Below are 24,462 nucleotides of genomic sequence, written 5' to 3'. Positions count from 1 at the left end.
TTCGTTCCCGGTGTGTCTGCAATGGGTCCGCAGCCCCTGTGCCTCCCGAGGCCACAGCGGGCTGCATCAGTCCAGCTGGTTCTCCAGAACCATGCTGCGCCCTTGGGCCAAGGCGTACTGGACGGCTTGTGCGTCGCATGTGAAGCGGGGGATGAATCGGAAAATTCTGTCGTACATCCCTCGGCGGATGGAGACCGAAGCGGCGAACCCGACATCGGTCGTTCGGGTAAGCGGCGTGACAACGTAGTTGCCAACGCGCTCAGCGTTTTGTGGTGTAAGCATTGCGGACTGACGGACATTCGCCGTTGTGGCGCTCCATCAGAGAATCAAAAAAAAGGGGGAAAAGCCCTGCTGCGCGGTGGTACAGGGAAAACAGGGGCAGATCCAGAAAAGAAGGTGAGGATCTGCAGTGGGCTTGCCGCGAAGGGAAGAGTGACAGCCGGCGGACTTCGCAAGAAGTGCGGCGGAACAGAGGATGGACTGGAATGCCGTCAGACGGGCGCCGCCGAAGCAAGCAGTGGGCAGCGCGCCGACGAATTATGCCCTTTCGAATCAAAAAACGCAAACTTTTATTCTCAATAATGCATATTCCCCTGGGGTACGGGCTCAAGCGACCATGTGAAGCCCGCTGACGCCCAACGCTGCGTCACGGGACATAGACTGCCGGCGATGCTGAATCACTCCGTCCATTTGCAAGCCGTCAAGGTCTTGCACACCCTGGTCTGGGCCTTCTTTGCCGGCTGCATCCTGGCCATTCCCATGGCCAGCCTGTACGGCGCACACCGCCTAGCTGCCGAGCTGGCGGCCGTTGTGCTGGTGGAGGTGCTGGTGCTGGCCCTCAACCAATGGACCTGCCCGCTGACGGCCGTTGCGGCGCGGTACACGGACGATCGGCGCGAGAACTTCGACATCTACCTGCCGCGCTGGCTTGCCAAGTACAACAAGCCCATCTTTGGCGCCCTCTATGCCGCGGGCACCGCCTACGCGCTTCTGGCCTGGGCGCGGGCCCCGGCCGCCTGAGCCTCACACCGTCCCGAAGGCATGGCTGAAATCAGATGAAATAGGCCTCCGGCCCTTATGGAGCAAGCGCTGAACGCTCCTGAATATGCAGCAACAGAACAGGCAGGCGTCTATTCCCCCAGGCACACGCCGATGTCGCGTGCCATGGTGAGCAGCTCGTGCTGCAGCGGCACGGTGCGCTGGGTGTTGGCCACCTGGGCGATCTCCACGCTGCCGATCTGGCCGCCCTGCAGCGTGACCATGCGGCCGAAGGCGCCTTCGATCACCAGCCGCGCCGCGTGGTGGCCGAAGCGCGTGGCCAGCACGCGGTCGAACGGCGTGGGATCGCCGCCGCGCTGCAGATGGCCAAGCACGGTGGCGCGCACCTCGCTTTTCAGGTGCGGCTGCAGCCGCACGCACAGCACATGGGCCACGCCGCCCAGGCGCACCGGGTCGGGGCTGTGCGCCACGCGCTCGCGCACCGTGAGGCTGCCGCCGCGCTCCTTGGCGCCCTCGCCGATGCAGATGATGGTGTAGCGCTGGCGCTGCTCGCGCGCGCGGCAGCGGTCGATGACGGAGCGCAGGTCGTAGTCGATCTCGGGCAGCAGGATCACGTCGGCCGCGCCGGCGATGCCGGCCTCCAGCGCCAGCCAGCCCGCATGGCGGCCCATTGTCTCGACGATCATCACGCGGTGGTGGCTGTAGGCCGTGCTTTCGATGCGGCGCAGCGCATCCGTCGCCGTGGCCACGGCGGTGTCGAAGCCGAAGCTGCGCTCGCACAGCGCGATGTCGTTGTCGATGGTCTTGGGCACGCCCACGCAGCGCAGGCCCACCTGCTCCAGGCCATGGGCCAGGCTCATGGTGCCGTCGCCGCCGATGGCCACCACCACGTCCAGGCCCAGGCGCTTGACGTTGCGCCCCACCCGCTCCAGCGTGGCCGCGTCCTTGAGCGGGTTGGCGCTGTTGCTCGTGCCCAGGATGGTGCCGCCGATATGCAAGATGCCCGACACCTGCTCCCACCCCAGCGGCCGCGTGCGCGGGGGCTCGCTCATCAGGCCCTCGAAGCCGTCATAGATGCCCAGCACCTCCAGCCCCTTGCCGCGGCCATGCTGGATCAGCGACTTGGTGACCGCGCGGATCACCGCGTTCAGCCCCGGGCAGTCGCCGCCGCCGGTCAACACCCCTACGCGCATGCTTCCTCCTGGCAACGTGTTTACGGCAGCAGGTCCAGCGCGTGCATGTACGCCGGCTGCACCATGAGGTCGTCCCAGGGCTGGGGCAGGGTCTCGGGCAGCAGCGCCAGGCGGCGCGCCTCGCTGGCGGCGCTGGCCTGCCAGCGGCCCGCGGCCTGCGCGGCGGCCAAGCCGTCGATCAGTTCGTCCACCGCGCTGCCGTCGCCCAGGCTCTGGTTGCACAGCAGCACCAGGTCGCAGCCGGCATTGAGCGCGGCCACGCCGGCGTCGGTGTAGCTGACCACCTGGCCGTCCAGGCGCCGAGCGCCCTCCATGCTCAGGTCGTCGCTGAAGATGGCGCCATCAAAGCGCAGCCGGCCACGCAGGATGTCCTGCAGCCATTTGCGGGAGAAGCCCGCCGGGCGGCCGTCCACCTTGGGGTAGATGACATGCGCGGGCATGACGCTGGTGAGCACGCTGGACAGCCAGGGGTACGGCGCGGCGTCTTCCGCCAGGATGGCCGTGAGGCTGCGCTTGTCGACGGGAATCTCGGTGTGCGAATCGGCCTTGACGAAGCCGTGCCCGGGAAAATGCTTGCCGCAGTTGGCCATGCCGGCCTGCAGCAGGCCCTGCATGAGTGCGCGGGCCAGCATGGCGACCACGCGCGGGTCGCGGGCGAAGGCCCGGTCGCCGATCACGCCGCTCTCGCCCCAATCCAGGTCCAGCACGGGGGTGAAGGAGAAGTCCACGCCGCAGGCGCGCAGCTCGCTGCCCAGCACGTAGCCTGCGGCCGTGGCCGCGTCCATGGCGCGCAGGGCGCCGCTGCCCTCGCGGTGCTTGGAACCCTTGCCGTCATTCATCCACAGCTCGCCGAAGGCGCGCATGGGCGGGACGTGGGTGAAGCCATCGGTGCGAAAGCGCTGCACGCGCCCGCCCTCGTGGTCCACGCAGACCAGCAGGTCTGCGCGCACGGCCTTGATGGCGGCGGTGAGTTCCAGCAGCTGCGCACGGTCTTCCCAGTTGCGCGCAAACAGGATCACCCCGCCGACCAGCGGATGGGCCAGGCGGCGGCGGTCGGTGGCGGTCAGGCGGGTGCCGGCCACGTCGATGATGAGGGGCGCATGTTCTGTCATCGGATATTCGCTTTCATTTTGATAGCTGCCAGCGCTTGATGGATGGGCGCTGCAGGCCTATTTTGCTTCAATCTTTCTCCACCACGCAAAAGCTGGCGGCGTAGTCGCTCTCGTCGGTCACGCTGAGGTGGCAGCGCAGGCCGCGCGACTCGAACCAGTCCTTGAGCGCGCCGTGCAGCACGATCACCGGCTGGCCGCTGGGCAGCTTGGCCACCTCGCAGTGGCGCCAGGTCATGGGCATGCGCATCCCCAGGCCAATGGCCTTGCTGAACGCCTCCTTGGCCGAGAAGCGCGTGGCCAGGTAGCGCAGGCCGCGCTCGGGCCAGCGGGCGCCCCGGGCGCGCCAGGTGGCCAGCTCGCCCTCGGCCAGCACCTTCTCGGCAAAACGGTCGCCGTGCCGCTCCAGGCTGGCACGGATGCGGCGCACGTCGCAGATGTCGGTACCGATGCCGTAGATCATGGTTTCAAGCCAATAAAGCCTCCAACGCTTGATGGACAAGCACCAGCAGCTATGAGATCAGGAGTTGCTCACAGCGCGTGCGGCCATGCCGTCGTCGATGCACCGCTGGTAGGCGGCGACGGTGCCCGCATAGCCCAGCTCCAGCGCATCGGCGACGAAGGCATGGCCGATGGAAACTTCCAGCAGCCCCGGCACGCGCGCCACGAAGGCGGCCAGGTTGTCCTGGTTCAGATCGTGGCCGGCGTTCACGCCCAGGCCGGCGTCCAGCGCGGCCTGCGCGGCGGCGGCGTAGGTCTGCAACTGCGGCTCTTGCTGCGGCGTGCCCCAGGCGGCGGCGTAGGGCTCGGTGTACAGCTCCACGCGGTCGGCGCCCACGGCGCGCGCCAACGCCATCTGCGCGGGAATGGGGTCCATGAACAGGCTCACGCGCACGCCCAGCTGGCGGCATTCGGCAATCAGCGGCGCCAGGCGCTCGGCGTCCTGCGGAAAGCTCCAGCCGTGGTCGCTGGTGAACTGGTCTTCGCTGTCGGGCACGAAGGTGGCCTGCTGCGGGCGCACGCGGCGGATGAACTCCATCAGGTTCTGCGTGGGGTTGCCCTCGATGTTGAACTCGCGCCCCGGCCAGTCACGCAGCAGCGCCGACAGCTCGTACACATCGCCCTCGCGGATGTGGCGCCCGTCGGGCCGCGGGTGGACGGTGATGCCCTGCGCGCCCGCCTGCAGGCATTGCAGCGCCGCGCGTGCGACGCTGGGAATGCCCAGGTGGCGCGTGTTGCGCACCAGGGCGACCTTGTTGACGTTGACCGACAGGGCGGTGCGGGGGTGAGGGGTGGTCATAGCGATTGCAGGTCCATCATGAGCTGGCGCGTGCGCAGCAGCGGGCTGCCGCAATGGTATTGCAGCAGCGCGCGCAGTTGGGTCTTGAGCTCGGCGGCGGCGCCGGCTCCCGCGCCGGCCGCGGCGCGCAGCGTGGCGGTGTAGCCGCCCGGCCCGCCCTCGCCCAGCGCGCGCTGCAGCGTGCACCACTGCGCGCCGGAGAGCGCCGCGCGGTCGCCAGCGGCGGCGGCGCGCAGCCCGCCCTCGGCCACCAGGGTGTAGCGCCGGTCCGGCGCCAGCGCGGCCAGCGTCGCCGTCTCGGCGTCGAGCGCGGGCAGCAGGCCGATCTCGCGCAGCAGCAGCAGCTCGAAGGCGCGCAGCACGGGCTCCAGCGCCTCGCCATGCTCGCCGCTGCCCAGCACGCGCACCACGCCGGCGTAGATGTCGAAAAGCGGGGCGTGCGTGTCCTCGCGCGCCAGCAGGCGCAGCAGCAGTTCGTTGAGGTACAGGCCCGAGAGCAGCGCATCGCCCGTGGGCAGCACATGGCCGCCCACCCATTCCGCGCCCCTGAGCGCATGGATCTCGCCATGCCCCTCGCCGGCGACGGTGTAGGCCACGCGCAGCGGCTGCAGCGGCAGCAGCACGGGCCGGAAGTTGGAGGTGGGCTTCTTCGCGCCCTTGGCGACCAGCGCCACGCGGCCGTGGTGGCGCGTGAGCACGTCCAGAATCAGACTGGACTCGCTCCAGTCGTAGCTGTGCAGGATGTAGGCGGGCTCGTCGGCGATGCGGCGTGTGGCCATGAGGCAACTACTTTTTTAATAGCTGCCCGCGCTTGATGGATCAGCGTTAGAGGCCAATTTGGTCAAATATCACTCGTAGCCGAAGGAGCGCACGCGCGCCTCGTCGTCGGCCCAGCCGGAGCGCACCTTGACCCAGACCTCGAGGAACACCTTGGCGTCCATGAGCTTTTCCAGCTCCTGGCGCGCCTCGGTGCTGATGCGTTTCAGGCGCTCTCCCTTCTCGCCGATCACCATGGCCTTGTGGCCGTCGCGCTCGACGACGATGGTCGCGGCGATGCGCAGGAAGCGCTTGTGCTGCTTGCTCTTTTCCTCGTCGAACTTGTCGATGACCACCGTCGAGGTGTAGGGCAGCTCGTCGCCCGTGAAGCGGAACAACTTCTCGCGCACGGTTTCCGACGCCAGAAACTTCTCGCTGCGGTCGGTCAGCTCGTCCTCGGCGTACCAGAAGGGCTGCTCGGGCAGGTATTTCTCGCAGATGCCGAACAGGCGCTCAATGTCGTCACGCTTCTTGGCCGACATGGGCACGAACTCGGCGAACGGGTGGCGCTCCTGCATGCTCTTGAGCCAGGGCGCGATCTCGGCGCGGCGGTGCACGGTGTCGAGCTTGTTGGCGATGAGCAGCGTGGGAATGCCGGGCTTGAACAGCGACAGCACCTTGGCGTCGGCCAGCGTGAAGCTGCCGGCCTCGACCACGAACAGGATCAGGTCCACGTCGCCAATGGCGCCCATCACTGTCTTGTTCAGCGACTTGTTCAGCGCCGTGCTGTGCTTGGTCTGAAAGCCCGGCGTGTCGACGAACACGAACTGCGTCTGGCCCTGGGTGCGGATGCCCGTGATGCGGTGACGCGTGGTCTGCGCCTTGCGGCTGGTGATGGAGATCTTCTGCCCCACCAGCGCGTTCATCAGCGTGGACTTGCCCACGTTGGGCTTGCCAACGATGGCGATCAGACCGCAGCGCTGGCCCGCGGTATCCGCCGCCGTGGCCGCAGCGGCACCGGCAATCGCCGCGCCACCGGGGCGCGCGGCCGCCAGCATGGCCTCCAGGCTTTTGGGATCATTTTGGCCTTCAGCGCCCGGTTCATCTGCGCTGCCAGCTACCGTATTCATAGCATTCATGCGTGTTTCGCTTTCAATTGGGTCAGCATGGCGCCGGCGGCGGCCTGCTCGGCCGCGCGGCGCGAGGCGCCGCTGCCGCGTTCTGCCAGCGCCAGCTCGGCAATGGCGCACTCCACATGGAACACCTGGTTGTGCGCGGCGCCGGTCGTGTCCACCACGCGGTACTGGGGCAGTTTCATTTTCCGGCCTTGCAGCCACTCCTGCAACGCGGTCTTGGCGTCCTTGGCGGCCTCCTGCAGGCGCGGGCTGAGCTCCACACCCTCGAACAGCCGCAGCACCAGCGCCTCGGCGCGCTCGTAGCCCGCGTCGAGGTAGACGGCGCCGATGATGGCCTCCAGCGCATCCGCCAGGATGGACGGACGCATCTTGCCGCCGGACTTGGATTCGCCCTCGCCCAGCCGCAGCACCTGCGGCAACTGCAGGCGCATGGCGATCTGGTGCAGCGAGTCCTGCTTGACCAGCAGCGCGCGCACGCGCGACAGCTCGCCCTCGGGCAGGTCGCGCATGCGGCGAAACAGCAGGCTGGAGACGGCCAGACTCAGCACCGAGTCACCCAGGAATTCCAGGCGTTCGTTGTGGTCGGCGCTGAAGCTGCGGTGCGTGACGGCACGCTGCAGCAGCGAAGGATCGGAAAACGGGTGCTGCAGCCGTTGCTGCAGCGCGGAGAGACTGGCTGGTTGCACTAATTGGTCGATTCTTGGAAGCGGTAGACCAGGAACGCCGGCCCCGCCAACGGGATTTCACGCGCATAGCTGAAGGACACGACGATCTTCTCGTTGCGCTTGGAGATCTCCAGGTCCTTGCCGGCGACGGAGTGGATGTCGTCGATGGCGGCGGCGCGGTCGAAGGCGGCGCGGATTTCCGGCACCGTGGAGCCATCGCGCGCGGCCTTGATGGCCGCCTTCTTGATGGCGAAGTACTCGAGGAAGATGGGTACGGACTGCCCGCCGATGGCGAACGCGGCCACTGCTATCAGGCCCACAAAGATCACGCCGATGAACGACAGCCCCCGCTGGCGCGAACGAGTTGCGGTGCGTTGCAGACCCATACCTGTTTCCCCCTTCTGTGTGTGCGTTGACGAACCAGCCGGCGTCAATTGAACGGGCCGATGCGCTTGAGATTACCGAAATTCATCCACACGAAGAAGGCCTTGCCGACGATGTTCTCGTCCGGCACGAACCCCCAATAGCGCGAATCGAGCGAATTATCGCGGTTGTCACCCATCATGAAGTAGTGGCCCTCGGGCACCTTGCAGGTCACGCCCTCGACGCTGTAGCGGCACTGGTCGCGGTACTTGAAGCTGCTGGCGCTCTGCACGAAGGCCGGCACCTCGGGGTTGTTGAGGATGCGGTGGCGGTGCTCGCCCAGCTGTTCCTCCAGCTGCTTGAAGTAGCGCATGGAGTCGGCATCGAAGAAGTCCGGCTGCGCCGTGGTCTCCACGGGCTGGCCGTTCACGGTGAGCCGCTTGTTCAGGTAGGCCACCTCGTCGCCGGGCAGGCCGACCACGCGCTTGATGTAGTCCATGCTCGGCTGGGGCGGGTAGCGGAACACCATCACGTCGCCGCGCTGCACCGGGTTGCCCTGCGTGACCTTGGTGTTCATCACGGGCAGGCGCAGGCCGTAGGTGAACTTGTTCACCAGGATCAGGTCGCCCACGAGCAGCGTGGGGATCATCGAGCCCGACGGAATCTTGAACGGCTCGAACAGGAAGGAGCGCAGCAGGAACACCACGGCGATCACCGGGAACAGGCCGGCCGTCCAGTCCAGCCACCAGGGCTGCATCAGGATGCGGCCCTTGGCTTCCTGCATGTCGTCGCCATCGACCTTCTGGATGCCCATGCGGTCCAGTTCGGCGCGGCGCTGGGCCGCGGCGTCCTCCAGGGCCTGCGCCGCCTGGCGGCGCCGGGGCAGGAAGATGAAACGCTCGGCAAGCCAGTAAAGCCCCGTCACCACGGTGGCCAGGAACAGCAGCAGTGCGAAATTGCCCTCGATCACGCCCGTATACCAGGCGCCCACGTAGCCCACGAACGCCGCGAGCACCGCGGCGGTGATGTATTGCATGGCTTGCATCGGTCCTCAGTCCTCCACCTGCAGGATCGCCAGGAAGGCCTCTTGCGGCACCTCGACCGAACCGATCTGCTTCATGCGTTTCTTGCCGGCCTTCTGCTTTTCGAGCAGCTTGCGCTTGCGCGTAATGTCGCCGCCGTAGCACTTGGCCAGCACGTTCTTGCGCAGGGCCTTGATGGTCTCGCGCGCGATGATGTTGGCGCCGATCGCGGCCTGGATGGCCACGTCGAACATCTGGCGCGAGATGATCTCGCGCATCTTGGCCGCCACCGCGCGGCCGCGGTACTGGCTCTGGCTGCGGTGCACGATGATGGACAGCGCATCCACCTTCTCGCCGTTGAGCAGGATGTCGACCTTCACCACGTCGGAGGGGCGGTACTCCTTGAACTCGTAGTCCATTGAGGCGTAGCCCCGGCTGACGGACTTGAGCTTGTCGAAGAAGTCCAGCACGATCTCGCCCAGCGGCAGCTCGTAGGTCAGCATGACCTGGCGGCCGTGGTACTGCATGTTCATCTGCACGCCGCGCTTCTGGTTGGCCAGCGTCATCACCGGGCCCACGTAGTCCTGCGGCATGTACAGGTGCACGGTGACGATGGGCTCGCGGATTTCCTGGATCTTGCCCTGCTCCGGCATCTTGGACGGGTTCTCGACCATGATGACTTCGCCGTCGCCCTTGACCACCTCGTACACCACGCTGGGCGCGGTGGTGATGAGGTCCTGATCGAATTCGCGCTCCAAGCGCTCCTGCACGATCTCCATGTGCAGCAGGCCCAGAAAGCCGCAGCGAAAGCCAAAGCCCAGCGCCTGCGACACCTCGGGTTCGAACCGCAGCGAGGCATCGTTGAGCTGGAGCTTTTCCAGCGCGTCGCGCAGCGCGTCGTACTGGTTGGCCTCGGTGGGGTACAGGCCCGCGAACACCTGGGGCTGGATTTCCTTGAAGCCGGGCAGCGCCTCGGTCGCGGGCCCCAGGTTGTTGGGCAGCTTCTTTTCCAGCGTGATGGTGTCGCCCACCTTCGCCGCCTTCAGTTCCTTGATGCCGGCGATGATGTAGCCCACCTCGCCCGCCTTGAGCATGTCGCGCGGCTCGTTGCCCGGGGTGAACACGCCGAGCTGGTTGGCATCGTAGGCGGCCCCGGTCGCCATCATCTTGAAGCGCTCGCCCTTCTTGAGCTCGCCATCGACCACGCGCACCAGCATCACCACGCCCACGTAGCTGTCGAACCAGCTGTCGATGATCATGGCGCGCAACGGGCCGTCAGGCCGGCCCTTGGGAGGCGGCACCTTGGCGACCACGGCCTCCAGGATGTCGTCGATGCCCATGCCCGACTTGGCCGAGCAGGGAATGGCGTCGCCGGCGTCGATGCCGATCACGTCCTCGATTTCGGCCTTGGCGTTGTCGGGATCGGCCTGGGGCAGGTCCATCTTGTTGAGCACGGGCAGCACTTCAACACCCAGGTCCAGCGCCGTGTAGCAGTTGGCCACGGTCTGCGCCTCCACGCCCTGCGAGGCATCGACGACCAGCAGCGCGCCCTCGCATGCAGACAGCGAGCGCGAGACTTCATACGAGAAGTCCACGTGGCCCGGCGTATCGATCAGATTGAGGTTGTAGATCTGACCATCGCGGGCCTTGTACTGCAGCGCAGCGGTCTGCGCCTTGATGGTTATCCCACGCTCCTTCTCGATGTCCATCGAGTCAAGCACCTGGGCCTCCATCTCGCGCTCGGCCAGTCCGCCGCAACGTTGGATGAGGCGGTCAGCAAGCGTGGACTTGCCGTGATCAATGTGCGCAATGATCGAGAAATTTCTGATGTGGTTCATCAACGGGATACGACAAGTGATTGAATTGCAAGACCCAAGACAAGAAAAAAGGGCGCGTCAAACAAGCGACGCGCCCTGAACCAACAATCTTTGGCAACTGCGATAGTTGGAGCTTCATTGTAGGCAAAAAGGCCCATCCGAGAAGCCCATCCGACTACCGCCAAGGGCCGTTGCCATGCTGCAACGAAAACTTATCAACAGCTTATAAACAATTGATAGCAACAACACTGGACAAGGCGTGCGCAAGCTGTGGAACACCTGTGAATCGCAGCATGAATCACCGCATCACCATGGAATGGCGGCTGGTTCATATCAATTACTGACGATTCAAGGGCTTCATTCTATCGAAATGCACAGATAGAACTTTTTGCAACGCCCCTCGCTTTTCTGGCAAAGGCCCCACTCCCAAGTCCAGGAAGAGGCCTTGCCCCGCCAGATGCCTGCTCCTGGCTCAGCGCACGGGGCGGATCAGCGCATATTGCGCCCACTCCCCACGCCGGAACAGCACGTTGATGGGCTTGCTCTTGTCGGCCTTGGCCAGCGCCGCCTCAAAGTCCTTGAGGTTGCGAATCTCGGTATTGGCCAGCCCCACGATCACGTCGTCCGCACGCAGGCCCGCACGCGCCGCCGCATCGTTGGCCGCTACCACGCGCACGCCCCCCTTGATCTTGAGCTCCTTCTCCTGGGCTGCCGTCAACTCGGCCACCACCAGGCCTATCTGCTGCGCGGCCACGGAAGGCTTGCCCTTGGACTCCGCCTCGGCGGCCTTGGCGACGGTCTTCTCGTCGGGCTCGACCTCGGCGATGGTGATCGCCAGGTCGCGCGATGCGCCGCGGCGAAACACCGTGATGCTGGTCTTGGTGCCGGGCTTGGTGTTGCCCACCAGGCGCGGCAGATCGGCCACCTTCTCCACGGTCTTGCCGTCGTAGCGGGTGATGATGTCACCGGCCTCGATGCCAGCCTTGTCCGCGGGCGAGCCTGACTCCACCCCCCGCACCAGCGCCCCCTGCGGCTTGCCCAGGCCGATGGACTCGGCCACATCCTTGGACACGGATTCGATCTGCACGCCAATGCGGCCGCGGTTCACGCGTCCGCTGGTGCGCAGTTGATCGCTCACACGCATGGCCTCGTCGATCGGGATGGCAAACGAAATTCCCATGAAGCCACCGGAGCGCGAGTAAATCTGGCTATTGATGCCCACCACCTCGCCACGCATGTTGAGCAGCGGCCCCCCTGAATTGCCGGGGTTGATGGCCACATCGGTCTGGATGAAAGGCAGGTAATCCCCCGTGTCGCGCTGCTTGGCGCTGACAATGCCGGCCGTCACCGTGTTCTCCAACCCGAAGGGCGAGCCAATGGCCATGACCCACTCTCCGGTCTTGAGGCGGCTCACGTCACCCACTTTCACGGCAGGCAGCCCCGTGGCATCGATCTTCACCACGGCCACATCGGTGCGCTTGTCGGACCCGATGATCTTGGCCTTGAACTCCCGCTTGTCGATCAGGGTCACGATGACATCATCGGCACCCTCGACCACATGGGCGTTGGTCATCACATAGCCGTCCGCGCTCAGGATGAAGCCCGAGCCCACGCCGCGCGGCTGCTCCTCGGGCTGCGGGCGCTGCGGCCCCTGCTGGCGCGGCACGTTGGGAATGGGGACGCCGAAACGCTTGAAGAACTCCAGCATATCCTCGTCCATGCCGCTGATCGACGGGCGCGCCGACACCTTTTCGGTCGTGCGGATGTTCACGACCGACGGCCCCACCTGCTCGACCAACTCCGTGAAGTCAGGCAGCCCCCGCGGTGCGGGTGCGGACTGTGCGTGCACCGGTGCCGCAGTCACCAGCAAGCCTGCACCACCCGTCAGCGCCACCACCACCGCCAAAGCGCAGGACTGCAGCCTATTGTTCCAATCGGTCCTCGACATCATCGGCCCTTCCATCTAATAGAGTTTCCCCCAGAAAACGGGGCATGCAGTTTGTGAAGACGCGCCGCGCAATTGGTTCCCACCATTGGCACGCTGCGTTCATGGCTTGTGCTCAAGCCCTACCAGGAAAGTCTGCAGGCTCGTCACGCCATCAATGTGATGCACGGCAAGTACCACCACGACGGCTTGCCACCGCCAGAATGCATCTCACGCGACCCAGGCAACGTGCCTGCCCGGCACATTCACCCGGCTCTCAACGCTTCGGCGCTTCGAAAGTGGCGTTGCGCAGAAAACCCGCCGGCATCTGCAACGCAGAGGTGCTGCCAAACTGCTTGTGCGCAGCCAGCAATTCATCCAGACGGGGGTCGCGAATCATGACCTGCTGCCCGCCCTGACCACCCGTCGTGGCCAGAAACGTTGACGCCGGCAGTGCGCCCTGCGGCTGTACCGCCGCCAATTGCGGCATCTGGGAAGCCGCCACCCCGCCCTGCCCCAGATAGGCATTCCAGCCTATTGCCGCCACAGCAGCCAGCGAGGCAAAACCTGCCGCCAGCTTCCAGCGGAACACGGAGGCGTTGGCCGCCGCATCGCTTGAAGGCGAAGCAACCCGTGCCAGCGGAGCGGCCGGAGCCACGCCATCGGGCCGCGGCTCCAGGGCCAGTTGCGCACGCAACTTCCCCAGAAGGGCAGCGTCCGCGGCCTGCGGCATCTCGGTGTTGCGCATGGCATCGCCAATCATGTGGTAAATCCGCCAGGTCGACTGCCCATCCTCGGTCCCGGCGTAGGCCATCGTCCGGGCGAACTCCTCGCCCTGCAGCTCACCATCGGCCAAAGCCGACAGATGTTCACGCATCATCACATCATCATTCATGGTGTCACCTGCCATAGCACGCAATCTCAGACACTCCCCTTACCACCGCTTGCCAGACCGCTTTTCAAGCAGCGGCTTGACCTTCGCCGAGATCGCCTCACGGGCCCGAAAGATCCGGGATCGCACCGTCCCTATGGGGCATGCCATCGCCGTGGCGATCTCTTCGTAACTCAGGCCGTCGATCTCACGCAGCGTGACGGCTTGGCGCAAATCCTCGGGCAGCGCCTCCATGGCCGCGTTCACCGCAGCCGCAATCTCTTGCGCTGCAAGCACGGTTTCGGGGGTTTCGTCGCTGGTTAGTTCACGGTCAAGCGGGGAAGTTTCATCTTCATCGTCTCCTCCCCCGCGCAGGGCACTTTCCGTGATCACGGGATTGCGCTTGATGTCCACCAGGGCCTTCTTGGCCGTGTTCACCGCAATGCGGTACAGCCAGGTATAGAACTGCGCCTCACCCCTGAACTGGTGCAACGCCCGATAGGCCCGCAGAAAGGTCTCCTGCGTGATATCGGGCACCAGATCCACGTCGCGCACCATGCGGCCGACCAGCCGCTCGATGCGGCGCTGGTACTTGATGACCAGCAACTCATAAGCCCGCTGATCGCCGGCCACTGTACGCTCGACCAGGCGCTGATCACTGTCGGCGAAATCATGTGGCGCTGGCGAGGGTGCTGTCATGTTTTGTTCTGTACTCCGCCATCCCGCTGGGAGGGCATTTCGTCTGTTGTTTCCGCCACTGCAAGATCAGGCCTTTCGGCGTGGGCGGGCGAATATACCGCACGCCGCAGCGCGGTCCATTGCGGAGCGTCACTGCGCCGCTCAAGCCAAAGCCACACGATCCCTCCATGCTGCAGCCGCACGGATAACAGCATCCCCACCTGCAAATCAAGGTGAATTCGCGACCCCCGACACGGAGAGCATCCCTGCGTCGAAGCATCACTCTCCAGCGCCCATTCCCTGCCATCCCACACCAGCCAACCCACTGGGGCATTGCGCCAGATATGCCACGCCCACGCGGCACACAGGGACCAGAGCCCTGCGCCCACCACGGCCTTGACTGTGGTGGCGTTTCCTGCGCCGGCAATCAACCACGCCGCCAGACAAGTGAAGCCAGCGCAGGCCACTGCGGCCAGCGCCCGGCCCACGCTTCTGGAGCGGCCATAGGGGTAGCGGATAGCGGGCGCATGCAAGGGGGAGCGCATCGTCAGGAAAACTCCAAGCCCCGCCCCATGTGACGCGGGTGCACAGCACCCTGACCGATCAGGCGATCAGACGCGCTGGAAAACCAGCGTGCCGTTGGTGCCGCCAAAGCCGAAGTTGTTCTTGAGCGCGACATCCATCTTCATGTCGCGTGCAGTATTTGCGCAGTAGTCCAGATCGCACTCCGGATCCTGCTCAAAGATATTGGTCGTAGGCGGCACCTTTTGCTGGTGCAGCGCCAACACGGTGAACACGCTCTCGATCCCACCTGCGCCACCGAGCAGGTGCCCGGTCATCGACTTGGTAGAGCTCACCACCATCTTCTTGGCATGGTCGCCCATGGCCGCCTTGATGGCATTGGTTTCGTTCAGGTCACCCAGGGGCGTGGATGTTCCATGGGCGTTCAGGTAGTCCACTTGGTCCGCATTCAGACCCGCATTGCGCAGCGCGGCCAGCATGGCACGCCGCGGCCCATCCATGTTGGGAGCGGTCATGTGGCCTGCATCGGCACTCATGCCATAGCCGGTGATTTCGGCGTAAATGCGGGCACCACGCGCCTTGGCATGCTCGTACTCCTCGAGCACGAGGACACCGGCTCCCTCACCCAGCACAAAGCCGTCACGCCCCTTGTCCCAGGGACGCGAGGCCGTCTTGGGATCGTCATTGCGCGTGGACAGCGCACGCATGGCGGCAAAACCACCCACGCCCAAAGGCGACACGGTGGATTCCGTGCCCCCAGCAACGATCACGTCGGCATCACCGTATTCGATCTTGCGGGCACCCTCGCCGATGCAGTGCAGACCCGTGGTGCATGCCGTCACGACCGACAGATTCGGCCCCTTGAAGCCAAAGCGCATGGACACCTGGCCCGCCACCATGTTGATGATGGACGCTGGCACGAAGAACGGCGTAATGCGTCGCGGGCCACGGCTGGCCAGTTCGGCATGGGTGTTTTCGATCAGCGGCAGACCGCCAATTCCGGAGCCGATGATGCAACCAATGCGCGTGGCCAGTTCATCATCCAGGGCATCGCCTGTGGGCAAGCCCGCATCGCGCACAGCCTCCTCGGCCGCGGCAATGCCGTAATGGATGAAGCTGTCCATGGTGCGCGCATCCTTGGCGCTGATGTAGGACTCCAGGTCAAACCCCTTGACCTCGCCCGCGATCTTGCAGGCAAAGTTCGACGCATCGAACTTGGTGATGAGGTCAATGCCGGATTTTCCAGCGAGGATATTGGCCCAGGCATCAGCCACCGTATTACCAACGGGGGTGATGCAACCCAGGCCGGTCACGACAACGCGACGACGGCTCATGCGTTAAACCTTCTGCGGATAGGATGCCGCGCGCCCCGGCACATACGGGGCTGCAGCGACTTAGGCCTTCTGGTGGGTGTTGGCGTAGTCGATGGCGTTTTGCACCGTCGTGATCTTCTCTGCGTCTTCGTCAGGGATCTCGATGCCGAATTCGTCTTCCAGCGCCATCACCAGTTCCACCGTGTCCAGAGAGTCGGCACCCAGATCGGCCACGAAGGCCTTTTCGTTGGTGACTTGGGACTCTTCCACGCCGAGTTGTTCGGCAATGATTTTTTTGACACGTGCTTCGATATCGCTCATGGTTTCCCTCAGGGGGTTGTGAATGAATCCGCGATTCTAGCTGCTTAGAGCAAAGCCCCATGGCAGCCCGCCGCACGGACAATCCGGCGTTAACTTAACCCAATTACATGTACATGCCGCCATTGACGTGCAATTCCTGCCCCGTCACATAGCCTGCCCCCGCCGATGCGAGGTATGCCACCGCATGCGCGATGTCGCTGGGCTGGCCCAGGTCGCCCATGGCGATCTGGGATTTGAGCGCTTTTTTCTGCTCTTCGGGCAAATCCGCGGTCATGTCAGTGGCAATGAAGCCAGGCGCCACGCAGTTCACGGTGATGCCGCGGCTACCGAGCTCGCGCGCCAGTGCGCGGGTCATACCCGCCACTCCGGCCTTGGCCGCTGCGTAGTTGGCCTGCCCCGGGTTGCCCGAAGCGCCCACCACGCTGGTGATGCTGATGATGCGGCCAAAGCGCTGCTTCATCATGGGGCGGATGGCCGCACGGCTCACGCGGAACACGGCCTTGAGGTTGGTGTCCAGCACGGCATCCCAGTCATCGTCCTTCATACGCATGGCCAGGGTGTCGCGCGTAATGCCGGCATTGTTGACCAGCACATGCAGGCCGCCATGCTCCTTGACGATGGCATCAATCAGCGCATCCACGGCCGCGCCGTCCGTCACATTCAGTTTGACGCCCTTGCCGCCATGCGCCGCCAGGGCCTGACTGATGCGCTCGGCACCTTCGTCGGAGGTGGCCGTGCCAATCACGCGCAGGCCGCGGGAGGCCAGTTCGGCCGCGATGGCGGCGCCAATGCCGCGGGTGGCGCCGGTCACCAGCGCAATCTGGGGGTGGGAAGCGGTCTCGCTCATGCCAGCAGTTCCTTGGTTTCGGCCAGCGTGGCCGGGTCATACAGAGAGGCGCCGACCAGCTCGGGATCGATGCGCTTGGTCATGCCGGCCAGCACCTTGCCGGGCCCGCATTCGATCACATGCGTCACACCGCGGGCCTTGAGAGCCTGCACGCACTCCACCCAGCGCACGGGGCCGAAGGCCTGGCGGTACAGGGCGTCGCGAATGGCGTCCGCCTCCTGCGGCGCAGCCACGTCCACATTGTTGAGCACGGGAATGCGCTGCGCACCCAGCTCCAACTCCGCCAGCGCCGCGCGCAGCTTCTCCGCGGCAGGCTTCATCAGGCTGGAGTGAAACGGCGCCGACACGGGCAGCGGCAGTGCGCGCTTGGCGCCGGCCGCCTTCAGCACTTCGCAGGCCTTGTCCACGCCGGCCTTGGTGCCGGCAATCACGGTCTGCGCGGGGTCGTTGAAGTTCACGGCCTCCACCACCTCGGGCGAGCCCGCTCCAAAGCTGGCCTGCGCCTCGGCGCAGCCGGCCATCACCTTGGCCGCCTCCAGCCCCAGGATGGCGGCCATCGCCCCCATGCCCACGGGCACGGCCTCCTGCATGGCGGCGGCACGCAGCCGCACCAACGGGGCCGCCTGCGCCAGGCTCAGCACACCCGACGCCACGAGCGCGGAATATTCGCCCAGAGAGTGCCCGGCCACCGCGGCCGGCATGGCGCCGCCCTCGGCGCACCAGACGCGCCAGGCGGCCACACCGGCCACCAGCATCACCGGCTGGGTGTTGGTGGTCAGGGCCAGCGCCTCCTTGGGGCCGGCATGGATCAGGGCGCCCACGTCCTCGCCCAGCGCGGCCGAGGCCTCGCACAGCGTTTCGGCCACGACGGGGTGATCGCCCCAGGCGTCCAGCATGCCCACCGACTGCGAGCCCTGGCCCGGAAACACAAATGCAAAAGATTTCGACATGGCTCTACCAGTTTGAGATAAAAAGTGGCTCCAGCGCTTATCCATCAAGCGCTTACAGCTACATTTTCAGGAGTATCGCACCCCAAGTGAAGCCACCACCCACGCCTTCGAGCAGCACGGTCTGACCGGGCAGGACCTGGCCGGAGCGCACGCCATGGTCCAGTGCCAGAGGGATCGACGCGGCCGACGTGTTGCCATGCTGGTCCACCGTCACCACCACCTTGTCCATCGGCAGCTTCAGCTTGCGCGCCGTGCTCTGCATGATGCGGATGTTGGCCTGGTGCGGGATCAGCCAGTCGATGTCGGCATCGGTCAGGCCCGCCTTGTCCAGCGTGGCGCGCGCGGCCTTCTCCAGCACGCCCACGGCCAGCTTGAATACCGCCTGCCCATCCATCTTGAGCAGGGGGTCGCCCAGGATCTGCCCGCCATAGACATTGCCCGGCACGCACAGGATGCCCACATGGCTACCGTCCGCATGCAACTCGCTGGCCAGGATGCCGGGCTCATCGGAGGCCTCGAGCACCACGGCGCCCGCTCCGTCACCGAACAGCACGCAGGTGGTGCGGTCATTGAAATCCAGGATGCGGCTGAACACCTCGGACCCGACCACCAGCGCGCGGCTCGCGGCGCCGGACTGGATCATGGCGTCGGCCACCGTCAGGGCATACACGAAGCCGCTGCACACGGCCTGCACGTCGAAGGCCGGGCAGCCATTGGCGCCGAGCTTGTTCTGCAGGATGCAGGCGGTGGAGGGAAACACCATGTCCGGCGTGGACGTGGCGACGATGATCAGGTCGATGTCCTGCGGCGCGCGGCCCGCGGCCTGCAAGGCCTGGCGCGAAGCCTCCAGGGCCAGATCGCTGCTCGCCACATCGGGCGCGGCGAAATGGCGCGCGCGGATGCCTGTGCGTTCGACGATCCACTCGTCCGAGGTTTCGATGCCGCGCTGGGCCAGCTCGGCCACCAGGTCGTCATTGGTAAGCCGACGCGGAGGCAGATAGCTGCCAGTGCCAGTGATTCGGGAATAGCGTCTCATCTAGATTTAAGGCGCCGCCACATCCGGGGCAGGCTGGGCATCGGCGGGCACCAGCAAGGGGGCCGCATGCGCAATCCGGGACCGGACACGGTCGAGCAGGTTGTTGCGGGCCGCATCATACGCCCGGTTCAAAGCCTGCTCAAAAGCGAGCGCATCGGCCGAGCCGTGGCTCTTGAACACCAGCCCGCGCAGCCCGAGCAGTGCCGCGCCGTTGTAGCGCCGGTAGTCCATGCGCTTCATGAGCGCAGATAGCACCGGATAAGCAATGACGGCCGCCAATTTGGTGAAGATATTGCGTTTGAACTCTTGTTTGAGCCCACCCACCACCATCGAGGCCACACCTTCGCTGGCCTTGAGCGCCACGTTGCCGACAAACCCGTCGCAGACCACGATATCGACCGTGCCCTTGAAGATGTCGTTGCCCTCGACATTGCCAAAGAAGTTCAAATCACCGGAATTAGCCGCAGAACGCAGCAATTCACCAGCTTTCTTGATCACTTCATTGCCCTTGATGGCCTCCTCACCGATATTGAGCAAACCCACGGAAGCGGCCGAGTCCTCTTGCAGCACGGACACCAGGGCCGAGCCCATGACCGCAAACTGCAACAGATGTTCGGCCGAGGAATCAACATTGGCCCCCAGGTCCAGCACCGTCGTGGCGCCGCCCTTGGCATTGGGCATCTGGGCGGCGATCGCCGGCCGATCTATGCCTTCGAGCGTCTTGAGCAAATAGCGCGCAATGGCCATCAGCGCGCCCGTATTGCCGGCCGACACGACGGCCGCGGCGGCACCGTCCTTGACCTGCTGGATCGCCACGCGCATCGAGGAATCCTTCTTCTTGCGCAGGGCCACTTCCACAGGATCGTCCATGGCAACCACCTCGCTGGCCGCGACCACGGTGGCGCGTTCATGCGACCAGGCGCTCAGGCTCTCTGGCCGCCCCACAAGCAGCAGGCGGACATCGGGATGGTGTTCAAGAAACTGGCGGCACGCCGCGAGCGTGACGCGGGGGCCATGGTCGCCCCCCATGCAGTCAACAGCCAGTGTGATCATGGGCGACTTTGCAGGACCGGCAGGCGGTCCCTTGGAAGAAAGGTAATGCGGTCAAAAACACAAAGGCCCGCGCTACGGTATCTGTAGCAACGGGCCTTGGGCCGAAAAGCGCGATCAGGCTTCGGACTTGTTCTTCAGCACCTGGCGGCCACGGTAGAAGCCGTTGGGGCTGATGTGGTGGCGCAGATGGGTTTCACCGGTGGTGGGCTCCACGGCGATGCCCGGCACCGTCAGGGCATTGTGCGAACGGTGCATGCCACGCTTGGAGGGAGACTTCTTGTTTTGCTGAACAGCCATGGTTGGCTCCTAGGGTCTTGAAAGGGTTGGTAAAAACGCGATGAGCCCATTAAAGACACGAGGGGATTCGCGCGAAGCCCTCGATTATATCCCAAATGGATTTCTTGCCGCAGATCGGCAAGAGACGTGTATCAGGCGCCCGGCTTATCCTTGCGCATGCCCGCCAGTGCCGCGAACGGGTTGGGCTTTTGCGCGCAGGCCTCCTCGAAATCCTCGTCACTCGAAGCCATCCGGACTTCATTGGGACATTCGTCATGGCGCGGCACCGCGGGCAGCTCCATGAGCAGCTCGTCCTCGATGAGTTCGCGCAGGTTGAATTCGCGGCTCAGGGCCAGCAGGTCTTCTTCGCTGTCGGCGTCCAGCGCCTCGGCCGTGGCCTCGTCGGCCACGAAGCGGAACTCGCGCTCCACCTCCAGCGGCACATCCACCGGATGCAGGCAGCGCTGACAGATCAGGGGCAAGGTGGCGCTGGCCTTCAGGCGCAGCCAGATCTGGCCGCCGATGCCGTGGGTGGTCCGCACCTCGCCATCCACCATCCAGTCCACGCGCAGGTCGGGGTGCAGGCCCTTGGCCTCCTCCGCCAGGCGCTGGTATTTCAGCAGCGTGTCATGACCGGACAGGTGAGCGCCGGCCTGCGCAAAGGCCTTGACGTCCAGCCGGTCGGGAGAGTGTTCCTTGGTCATGGCGGGCAGTGTAAGAGAATCAAGGCATGCCGGAATCCTCCCCCCTGCCCCGCTCCCTGGTATTGGGATCGACCTCGCGCTACCGGCGCGAACTTTTGGCCCGCCTGGGCCTGCCCTTCGATGTAACCGCCCCCGCGGTGGACGAAGCCCCGCTGCAGGGCGAAGCGCCACGCGCGCTGGCGCTGCGCCTGGCCCTGGCCAAGGCCCGCGCCGTGGCCGCGCTGCACCCCGAGGCCGTGGTGATCGGCTCCGACCAGGTGGCGGACCTGGGCGGCCGGCCGCTGGGCAAGCCCGGCAACCATGAACGCGCCACGGTCCAGCTGCGCCAGATGCGCGGCCAGACCGTGGTGTTCCACACCGCCGTGGCCGTGGCCTGCCAGGCCAGCGGCTTCGAGCAAGTGGACCTGGCGCCCGTGCGCGTACGCTTTCGCGACCTGTCGGACGCCGAAATCGAGCGCTACCTGCGGGCCGAACAACCCTACGACTGCGCCGGCAGCGCCAAGAGCGAGGGCCTGGGCATCACCCTGCTCGACGCGATCGAGAGCGACGACCCCACGGCCCTGATCGGCCTGCCGCTGATCCGCACCAGCCGCATGCTGCGCGCCGCAGGACTGGTGCTGCCATGAGCGAATCCCCTGCACAACAGGCCGGCTCGGCCCCGTCCCAGGGCACCGTCTATCTGGTGCCCGCGCCGCTGGACTTCGGCTGCGACCAGCAGACGCCCTTGTCCGACGTGTTGCCCGAGGGCACGCTGCGCCAGGCCGCGCGCCTGACGCACTGGATCTGCGAGAACGCCAAGAGTACGCGCGCCTACCTCAAGCGCGTGGAAGCGCTGCACCCGCTGGCCGCGCCGCTGCAGGCCCAGCAGATCACCGAGCTGCCGCGCGAGGCGCACAAGAAGGGCGACCACGGCGCGCGCGGCCACGCGCAGTTCGATGCGCGCCCGCTGCTGACGCCGGCGCTGGCCGGGCACGACATGGGCCTGGTCAGCGAGGCCGGCATGCCCGCCGTGGCCGACCCCGGCAGCTCCGTGGTGCGCGCGGCGCATGACCTGGGCCTGCGCGTGGCGCCCCTGGTGGGCCCCGTGTCGCTGCTGCTGGCGCTGGCCGCCAGCGGGCTCAACGGACAGAACTTTGCCTTCGTTGGCTATCTGCCGCAGGACGCGGGCGAGCGCGCCAAGCGCCTGCGCGAGCTGGAGACCCTGGCGCTCAAGCAGGGCCAGACCCAGCTGTTCATCGAGACGCCCTACCGCAATGCCGCGCTGTGGCAGGCGCTGCTGCAGACGCTGCAGCCGCAGACCCGGCTGGCGCAGGCCAGCGGGCTTACGCTGCAGGACGCACGCATCGCCAGCCACACGGTGCGCGAATGGCGCCAGCGCCCGGCGCCGGCCGACAACCGCCTGCCCACCGTGTTCGCACTGGGCGCGTGAGGCCGCATTAACTATAAATACAATAGCTATCGGCGCTTGATGGATAAGCGCTGCAGCCTGATTTCACTCGAAATCAGCGCAGCTGCGGCGCCTGCAGCATGCCCAGGGTCTTGACGGCCCCCATGCCCACGGCGGCGCCGAACTTCTTGGCCAGGCGCTCGGCCACGTTGTCGCGGCGGGTGTAGTCGATCACCTCCTCGGCCTTGACGATCTCGCGCGCCACGTAGTCCAGGCTGCCCAGCTGGTCCGCCAGCCCCATTTCGACGGCCTGCTGGCCGGTCCAGAACAGGCCGCTGAAGGTCTCGGGCGTGGCCTTGAGCCGGTTGCCCCGGCCTTCCTTGACCACGCCGATGAACTGCTGGTGGATCTGGTCCAGCATCTGCTGCGCGTAGGCGCGCTGCGCTTCGGACTGCGGGCTGAACGGGTCGAGGAAGCCCTTATTCTCGCCGGCCGTGAGCAGGCGGCGCTCCACGCCCAGCTTCTCCATGGTGCCGGTGAAGCCGAAGCCGTCCATCAGCACGCCGATGCTGCCCACGATGCTGGCCTTGTCCACGTAAATACCGTCCGCGGCCGCGGCGATGTAATAGGCGGCCGAGGCGCAGGTCTCCTCCACCACGGCATACACGGGCTTGTTGTACTTGGCCTTCAGGCGCGTGATCTCGTCGTTGATGATGCCCGCCTGCACCGGGCTGCCGCCGGGCGAGTTGATGAGCAGCACCACTGCCTGCGAGCCCGAGTCCTCGAACGCACTGCGCATGGCGGCCACGACGAATTCGGCGCTGGCCTCGGCCCCCGCGGCGATCTCTCCCTTGATGTCCACCACCGCTGTGTGCGGCGCACTCTTGCTGGGGCTGGCCATCTCGCGCGACAGCGCCAGCGAAAGAATCAGCACCGCCAGAATGATCCAGGTGAAACGCCAGAAGATGCGCCAGCGCCGCGCCGCGCGCTGCTCGGCAAGCGTGCCGAGCACGAGCTTTTCCAGCACCTCGCGCTCCCAACCCGGCATGGCGGATGCCGCCTTTTTTGCTTCTTTTTCTGTAGCTGCTTGCGCCCACAGATCGGGGGCTGGAGGCGGATTTCCCTCAAATCCTGTGGGCTCGGTGCGGGTGGGATCGGTCATGGGGAGGTATCAGAACGCTACGGTGTGCAGATGGGGGGCAGTATGCCAGTGCACCATGTCACCTTCCTCGGTGAGCATGATCTTCACTAGGCCTCCGCGGCAGGGCCCGCCTGCGCAGGCGCCCGTGTCCGGCTGGTAGGCCGCGCCATGCGTGGCGCACAGCAGCCAGCGGCCGGTGTCGTCGAAAAACTGACCCTCCTGGTAGTCCATCTCCATCGCCACATGGGTGCAGCGGTTCAGGTAGGCATGCACCCGCCCCTGGTAGCGGATGGCGAAGGCGCGGCTGACCTGGCCCTGGTAGCAGACATCGAAGGCCACGGCACGGCCGCCCTCTACCAGCGCGGCGCCGGGACACAGGGGGATGCGCTCATCGATGTCGTGCGCCATCACGCCTGCTCCAGCAGCCAGCGGTGCAGCTCGGCCACCGACGAGGCCACGCACAGCGGGCCCAGCGCGGCAAAGCCCGCCGTATCGTGCGCGCCATAGCCCACGCCCACGCTGGCACAGCCCGCGGCGCGGGCCATCTCCAGGTCGTGCGTGGTGTCGCCGATCATCAGCAGGCGATCGGGCTCGACGCCGAACTCGGCCATCAGCTCCTGCAGCATCAGCGGATGCGGCTTGCCAGCCGTCTCGTCGGCCGTGCGCGAGCCGTCGAACATGCCGCGCAGCTGCACCATGTGCAGCACCTGGTCCAGGCCACGGCGGCTCTTGCCCGTGGCCACGGCCAGCAGATGGCCGCGCTCGCGCAGCCCCTGCAGCATGGGCAGCACGCCGTCGAACAGGCTCAGGTCGTCCTGGTGCTGCAGGTAGTGGTAGCGGTAGCGGTTACCCAGCTCGGTGTATTGCTCGCGCGGCAGGTCGGGCGCGGCGTGAGCCAGCGCCTGAGGCAGCGCCATGCCGATCACCCAGGCGGCGGCCTCATCGGTGGGCACGGTGCCACCCACGTCGCGCACGGCGTCCTGGATGCTGCGCACGATGATGGCGGTGGAATCGAACAGCGTGCCGTCCCAGTCGAAGGCGATGAGATCGAAGCGGCGCGGACGGAGAACGGACATGGC

29 protein-coding genes are annotated in these 24,462 nt (G+C 65.8%); 4 read left to right on the top strand and 25 right to left on the bottom strand.

What is annotated here, in order from left to right; genetic code table 11:
- Positions 1 to 66 precede the first annotated feature (66 nt).
- Complete coding sequence (locus BP68_RS11685) at positions 67 to 282, bottom strand: hypothetical protein (protein ID WP_496371884.1); 216 nt, start codon at positions 280 to 282, stop codon at positions 67 to 69.
- Positions 283 to 669: 387 nt separating this feature from the next.
- Between BP68_RS11685 and BP68_RS11680 the strand changes: the two genes are divergently transcribed.
- Positions 670 to 1,020, top strand: coding sequence for a hypothetical protein (locus BP68_RS11680; protein WP_496371882.1), 351 nt, complete (start codon positions 670 to 672; stop codon positions 1,018 to 1,020).
- A 110-nt stretch (positions 1,021 to 1,130) separates the two neighbouring features.
- Here BP68_RS11680 and BP68_RS11675 read toward each other — a convergent pair whose 3' ends face one another.
- The 10 genes from BP68_RS11675 to lepA all read right to left on the bottom strand — a co-directional run bounded on the left by BP68_RS11675 (position 1,131) and on the right by lepA (position 10,381).
- Positions 1,131 to 2,192 carry a 6-phosphofructokinase gene (locus BP68_RS11675; RefSeq protein ID WP_496371880.1) on the bottom strand — a complete coding sequence of 354 codons (1,062 nt, stop codon included), beginning with the start codon at positions 2,190 to 2,192 and terminating at the stop codon, positions 1,131 to 1,133.
- Between the two features lie 20 nt (positions 2,193 to 2,212).
- Positions 2,213 to 3,304, bottom strand: coding sequence for a beta-N-acetylhexosaminidase (nagZ, locus tag BP68_RS11670; protein ID WP_496371878.1), 1,092 nt, complete (start codon positions 3,302 to 3,304; stop codon positions 2,213 to 2,215).
- A 67-nt stretch (positions 3,305 to 3,371) separates the two neighbouring features.
- On the bottom strand, positions 3,372 to 3,764 hold the full coding sequence (gene acpS / locus BP68_RS11665; protein WP_496371876.1) for a holo-ACP synthase: 393 nt from the start codon (positions 3,762 to 3,764) through the stop codon (positions 3,372 to 3,374).
- Between the two features lie 57 nt (positions 3,765 to 3,821).
- Positions 3,822 to 4,601, bottom strand: coding sequence for a pyridoxine 5'-phosphate synthase (locus BP68_RS11660; protein ID WP_496371874.1), 780 nt, complete (start codon positions 4,599 to 4,601; stop codon positions 3,822 to 3,824).
- Entirely contained in the window at positions 4,598 to 5,380 is a 783-nt protein-coding gene (gene recO / locus BP68_RS11655; protein ID WP_496371872.1) for a DNA repair protein RecO, read from the bottom strand. Before recO ends, BP68_RS11660 begins: the two co-directional genes overlap by 4 nt.
- A 69-nt stretch (positions 5,381 to 5,449) precedes the next feature.
- On the bottom strand, positions 5,450 to 6,496 hold the full coding sequence (gene era / locus BP68_RS11650) for a GTPase Era (protein ID WP_496371870.1): 1,047 nt from the start codon (positions 6,494 to 6,496) through the stop codon (positions 5,450 to 5,452).
- Complete coding sequence (gene rnc, locus BP68_RS11645) at positions 6,493 to 7,179, bottom strand: ribonuclease III (protein ID WP_496371868.1); 687 nt, start codon at positions 7,177 to 7,179, stop codon at positions 6,493 to 6,495. Before rnc ends, era begins: the two co-directional genes overlap by 4 nt.
- Positions 7,179 to 7,544, bottom strand: a complete 366-nt coding sequence (locus BP68_RS11640; protein ID WP_496371866.1) for a DUF4845 domain-containing protein — start codon at positions 7,542 to 7,544, stop codon at positions 7,179 to 7,181. The genes rnc and BP68_RS11640 overlap by 1 nt, the downstream gene beginning before the upstream one ends.
- Before the next feature lie 44 nt (positions 7,545 to 7,588).
- Complete coding sequence (lepB, locus tag BP68_RS11635) at positions 7,589 to 8,566, bottom strand: signal peptidase I (RefSeq protein ID WP_496371864.1); 978 nt, start codon at positions 8,564 to 8,566, stop codon at positions 7,589 to 7,591.
- A gap of 6 nt (positions 8,567 to 8,572) precedes the next feature.
- Positions 8,573 to 10,381 carry a translation elongation factor 4 gene (gene lepA / locus BP68_RS11630; protein WP_496371862.1) on the bottom strand — a complete coding sequence of 603 codons (1,809 nt, stop codon included), beginning with the start codon at positions 10,379 to 10,381 and terminating at the stop codon, positions 8,573 to 8,575.
- Between the two features lie 20 nt (positions 10,382 to 10,401).
- On the opposite strand from lepA, the gene BP68_RS11625 reads away from it, so the two are divergent.
- Positions 10,402 to 10,704 (top strand): hypothetical protein, encoded by a 303-nt coding sequence (locus BP68_RS11625; RefSeq protein WP_496371860.1) that lies wholly within the window; start codon positions 10,402 to 10,404, stop codon positions 10,702 to 10,704.
- Positions 10,705 to 10,832: 128 nt separating this feature from the next.
- On the opposite strand, the gene BP68_RS11620 is transcribed toward BP68_RS11625, so the two are convergent.
- From BP68_RS11620 to BP68_RS11570, 11 genes are all read right to left on the bottom strand, one after another.
- A complete protein-coding gene (locus tag BP68_RS11620) occupies positions 10,833 to 12,311 on the bottom strand; it encodes a DegQ family serine endoprotease (RefSeq protein WP_496371858.1) in 1,479 nt (492 codons plus the stop codon).
- Between the two features lie 250 nt (positions 12,312 to 12,561).
- Positions 12,562 to 13,179, bottom strand: coding sequence for a sigma-E factor negative regulatory protein (locus tag BP68_RS11615; protein WP_496371857.1), 618 nt, complete (start codon positions 13,177 to 13,179; stop codon positions 12,562 to 12,564).
- Positions 13,180 to 13,218: 39 nt separating this feature from the next.
- On the bottom strand, positions 13,219 to 13,854 hold the full coding sequence (gene rpoE, locus BP68_RS11610) for an RNA polymerase sigma factor RpoE (RefSeq protein ID WP_496371856.1): 636 nt from the start codon (positions 13,852 to 13,854) through the stop codon (positions 13,219 to 13,221).
- A 590-nt stretch (positions 13,855 to 14,444) separates the two neighbouring features.
- On the bottom strand, positions 14,445 to 15,689 hold the full coding sequence (gene fabF / locus BP68_RS11605) for a beta-ketoacyl-ACP synthase II (protein WP_496371855.1): 1,245 nt from the start codon (positions 15,687 to 15,689) through the stop codon (positions 14,445 to 14,447).
- A gap of 60 nt (positions 15,690 to 15,749) precedes the next feature.
- Positions 15,750 to 15,989 (bottom strand): acyl carrier protein, encoded by a 240-nt coding sequence (acpP, locus tag BP68_RS11600; protein WP_003058049.1) that lies wholly within the window; start codon positions 15,987 to 15,989, stop codon positions 15,750 to 15,752.
- Positions 15,990 to 16,092: 103 nt separating this feature from the next.
- The gene (gene fabG, locus BP68_RS11595; RefSeq protein ID WP_496371848.1) at positions 16,093 to 16,836 is read right to left on the bottom strand and encodes a 3-oxoacyl-ACP reductase FabG; all 744 of its coding nucleotides are present in this window, start codon (positions 16,834 to 16,836) and stop codon (positions 16,093 to 16,095) included.
- Complete coding sequence (gene fabD, locus BP68_RS11590) at positions 16,833 to 17,786, bottom strand: ACP S-malonyltransferase (RefSeq protein WP_496371846.1); 954 nt, start codon at positions 17,784 to 17,786, stop codon at positions 16,833 to 16,835. The genes fabG and fabD overlap by 4 nt, the downstream gene beginning before the upstream one ends.
- 58 nt (positions 17,787 to 17,844) lie before the next feature.
- Positions 17,845 to 18,822 carry a beta-ketoacyl-ACP synthase III gene (locus tag BP68_RS11585; protein WP_496371844.1) on the bottom strand — a complete coding sequence of 326 codons (978 nt, stop codon included), beginning with the start codon at positions 18,820 to 18,822 and terminating at the stop codon, positions 17,845 to 17,847.
- Positions 18,823 to 18,828: 6 nt separating this feature from the next.
- Positions 18,829 to 19,875: a phosphate acyltransferase PlsX gene (plsX, locus tag BP68_RS11580; protein WP_496371842.1), complete on the bottom strand. Its 1,047-nt coding sequence runs from the start codon at positions 19,873 to 19,875 to the stop codon at positions 18,829 to 18,831.
- Positions 19,876 to 19,989: 114 nt separating this feature from the next.
- A complete protein-coding gene (gene rpmF / locus BP68_RS11575) occupies positions 19,990 to 20,172 on the bottom strand; it encodes a 50S ribosomal protein L32 (RefSeq protein ID WP_011794326.1) in 183 nt (60 codons plus the stop codon).
- A 131-nt stretch (positions 20,173 to 20,303) separates the two neighbouring features.
- Entirely contained in the window at positions 20,304 to 20,855 is a 552-nt protein-coding gene (locus tag BP68_RS11570; protein ID WP_496371839.1) for a YceD family protein, read from the bottom strand.
- A 26-nt stretch (positions 20,856 to 20,881) separates the two neighbouring features.
- Here BP68_RS11570 and BP68_RS11565 point away from each other — a divergent pair, with 26 nt between their 5' ends.
- On the top strand, positions 20,882 to 21,481 hold the full coding sequence (locus tag BP68_RS11565) for a Maf family nucleotide pyrophosphatase (RefSeq protein WP_496371837.1): 600 nt from the start codon (positions 20,882 to 20,884) through the stop codon (positions 21,479 to 21,481).
- Entirely contained in the window at positions 21,478 to 22,284 is an 807-nt protein-coding gene (locus tag BP68_RS11560; RefSeq protein WP_496371835.1) for an SAM-dependent methyltransferase, read from the top strand. Before BP68_RS11565 ends, BP68_RS11560 begins: the two co-directional genes overlap by 4 nt.
- A 73-nt stretch (positions 22,285 to 22,357) precedes the next feature.
- Here BP68_RS11560 and BP68_RS11555 read toward each other — a convergent pair whose 3' ends face one another.
- The 3 genes from BP68_RS11555 to BP68_RS11545 are packed head-to-tail and all read right to left on the bottom strand — an operon-like array spanning position 22,358 to position 24,459.
- Positions 22,358 to 23,404 carry a S49 family peptidase gene (locus tag BP68_RS11555; RefSeq protein WP_496371833.1) on the bottom strand — a complete coding sequence of 349 codons (1,047 nt, stop codon included), beginning with the start codon at positions 23,402 to 23,404 and terminating at the stop codon, positions 22,358 to 22,360.
- A gap of 9 nt (positions 23,405 to 23,413) precedes the next feature.
- The gene (locus BP68_RS11550) at positions 23,414 to 23,791 is read right to left on the bottom strand and encodes a Rieske (2Fe-2S) protein (RefSeq protein ID WP_496371831.1); all 378 of its coding nucleotides are present in this window, start codon (positions 23,789 to 23,791) and stop codon (positions 23,414 to 23,416) included.
- The gene (locus tag BP68_RS11545) at positions 23,791 to 24,459 is read right to left on the bottom strand and encodes an HAD family hydrolase (protein ID WP_496371829.1); all 669 of its coding nucleotides are present in this window, start codon (positions 24,457 to 24,459) and stop codon (positions 23,791 to 23,793) included. The genes BP68_RS11550 and BP68_RS11545 overlap by 1 nt, the downstream gene beginning before the upstream one ends.
- Between the last annotated feature and the right edge of the window lie 3 nt (positions 24,460 to 24,462).

It is taken from the genome of Diaphorobacter oryzae DSM 22780, assembly GCF_059568935.1.
Note: the sequence above shows the minus strand (reverse complement) of the source record. Positions and strands in the feature narration are given on the sequence as shown.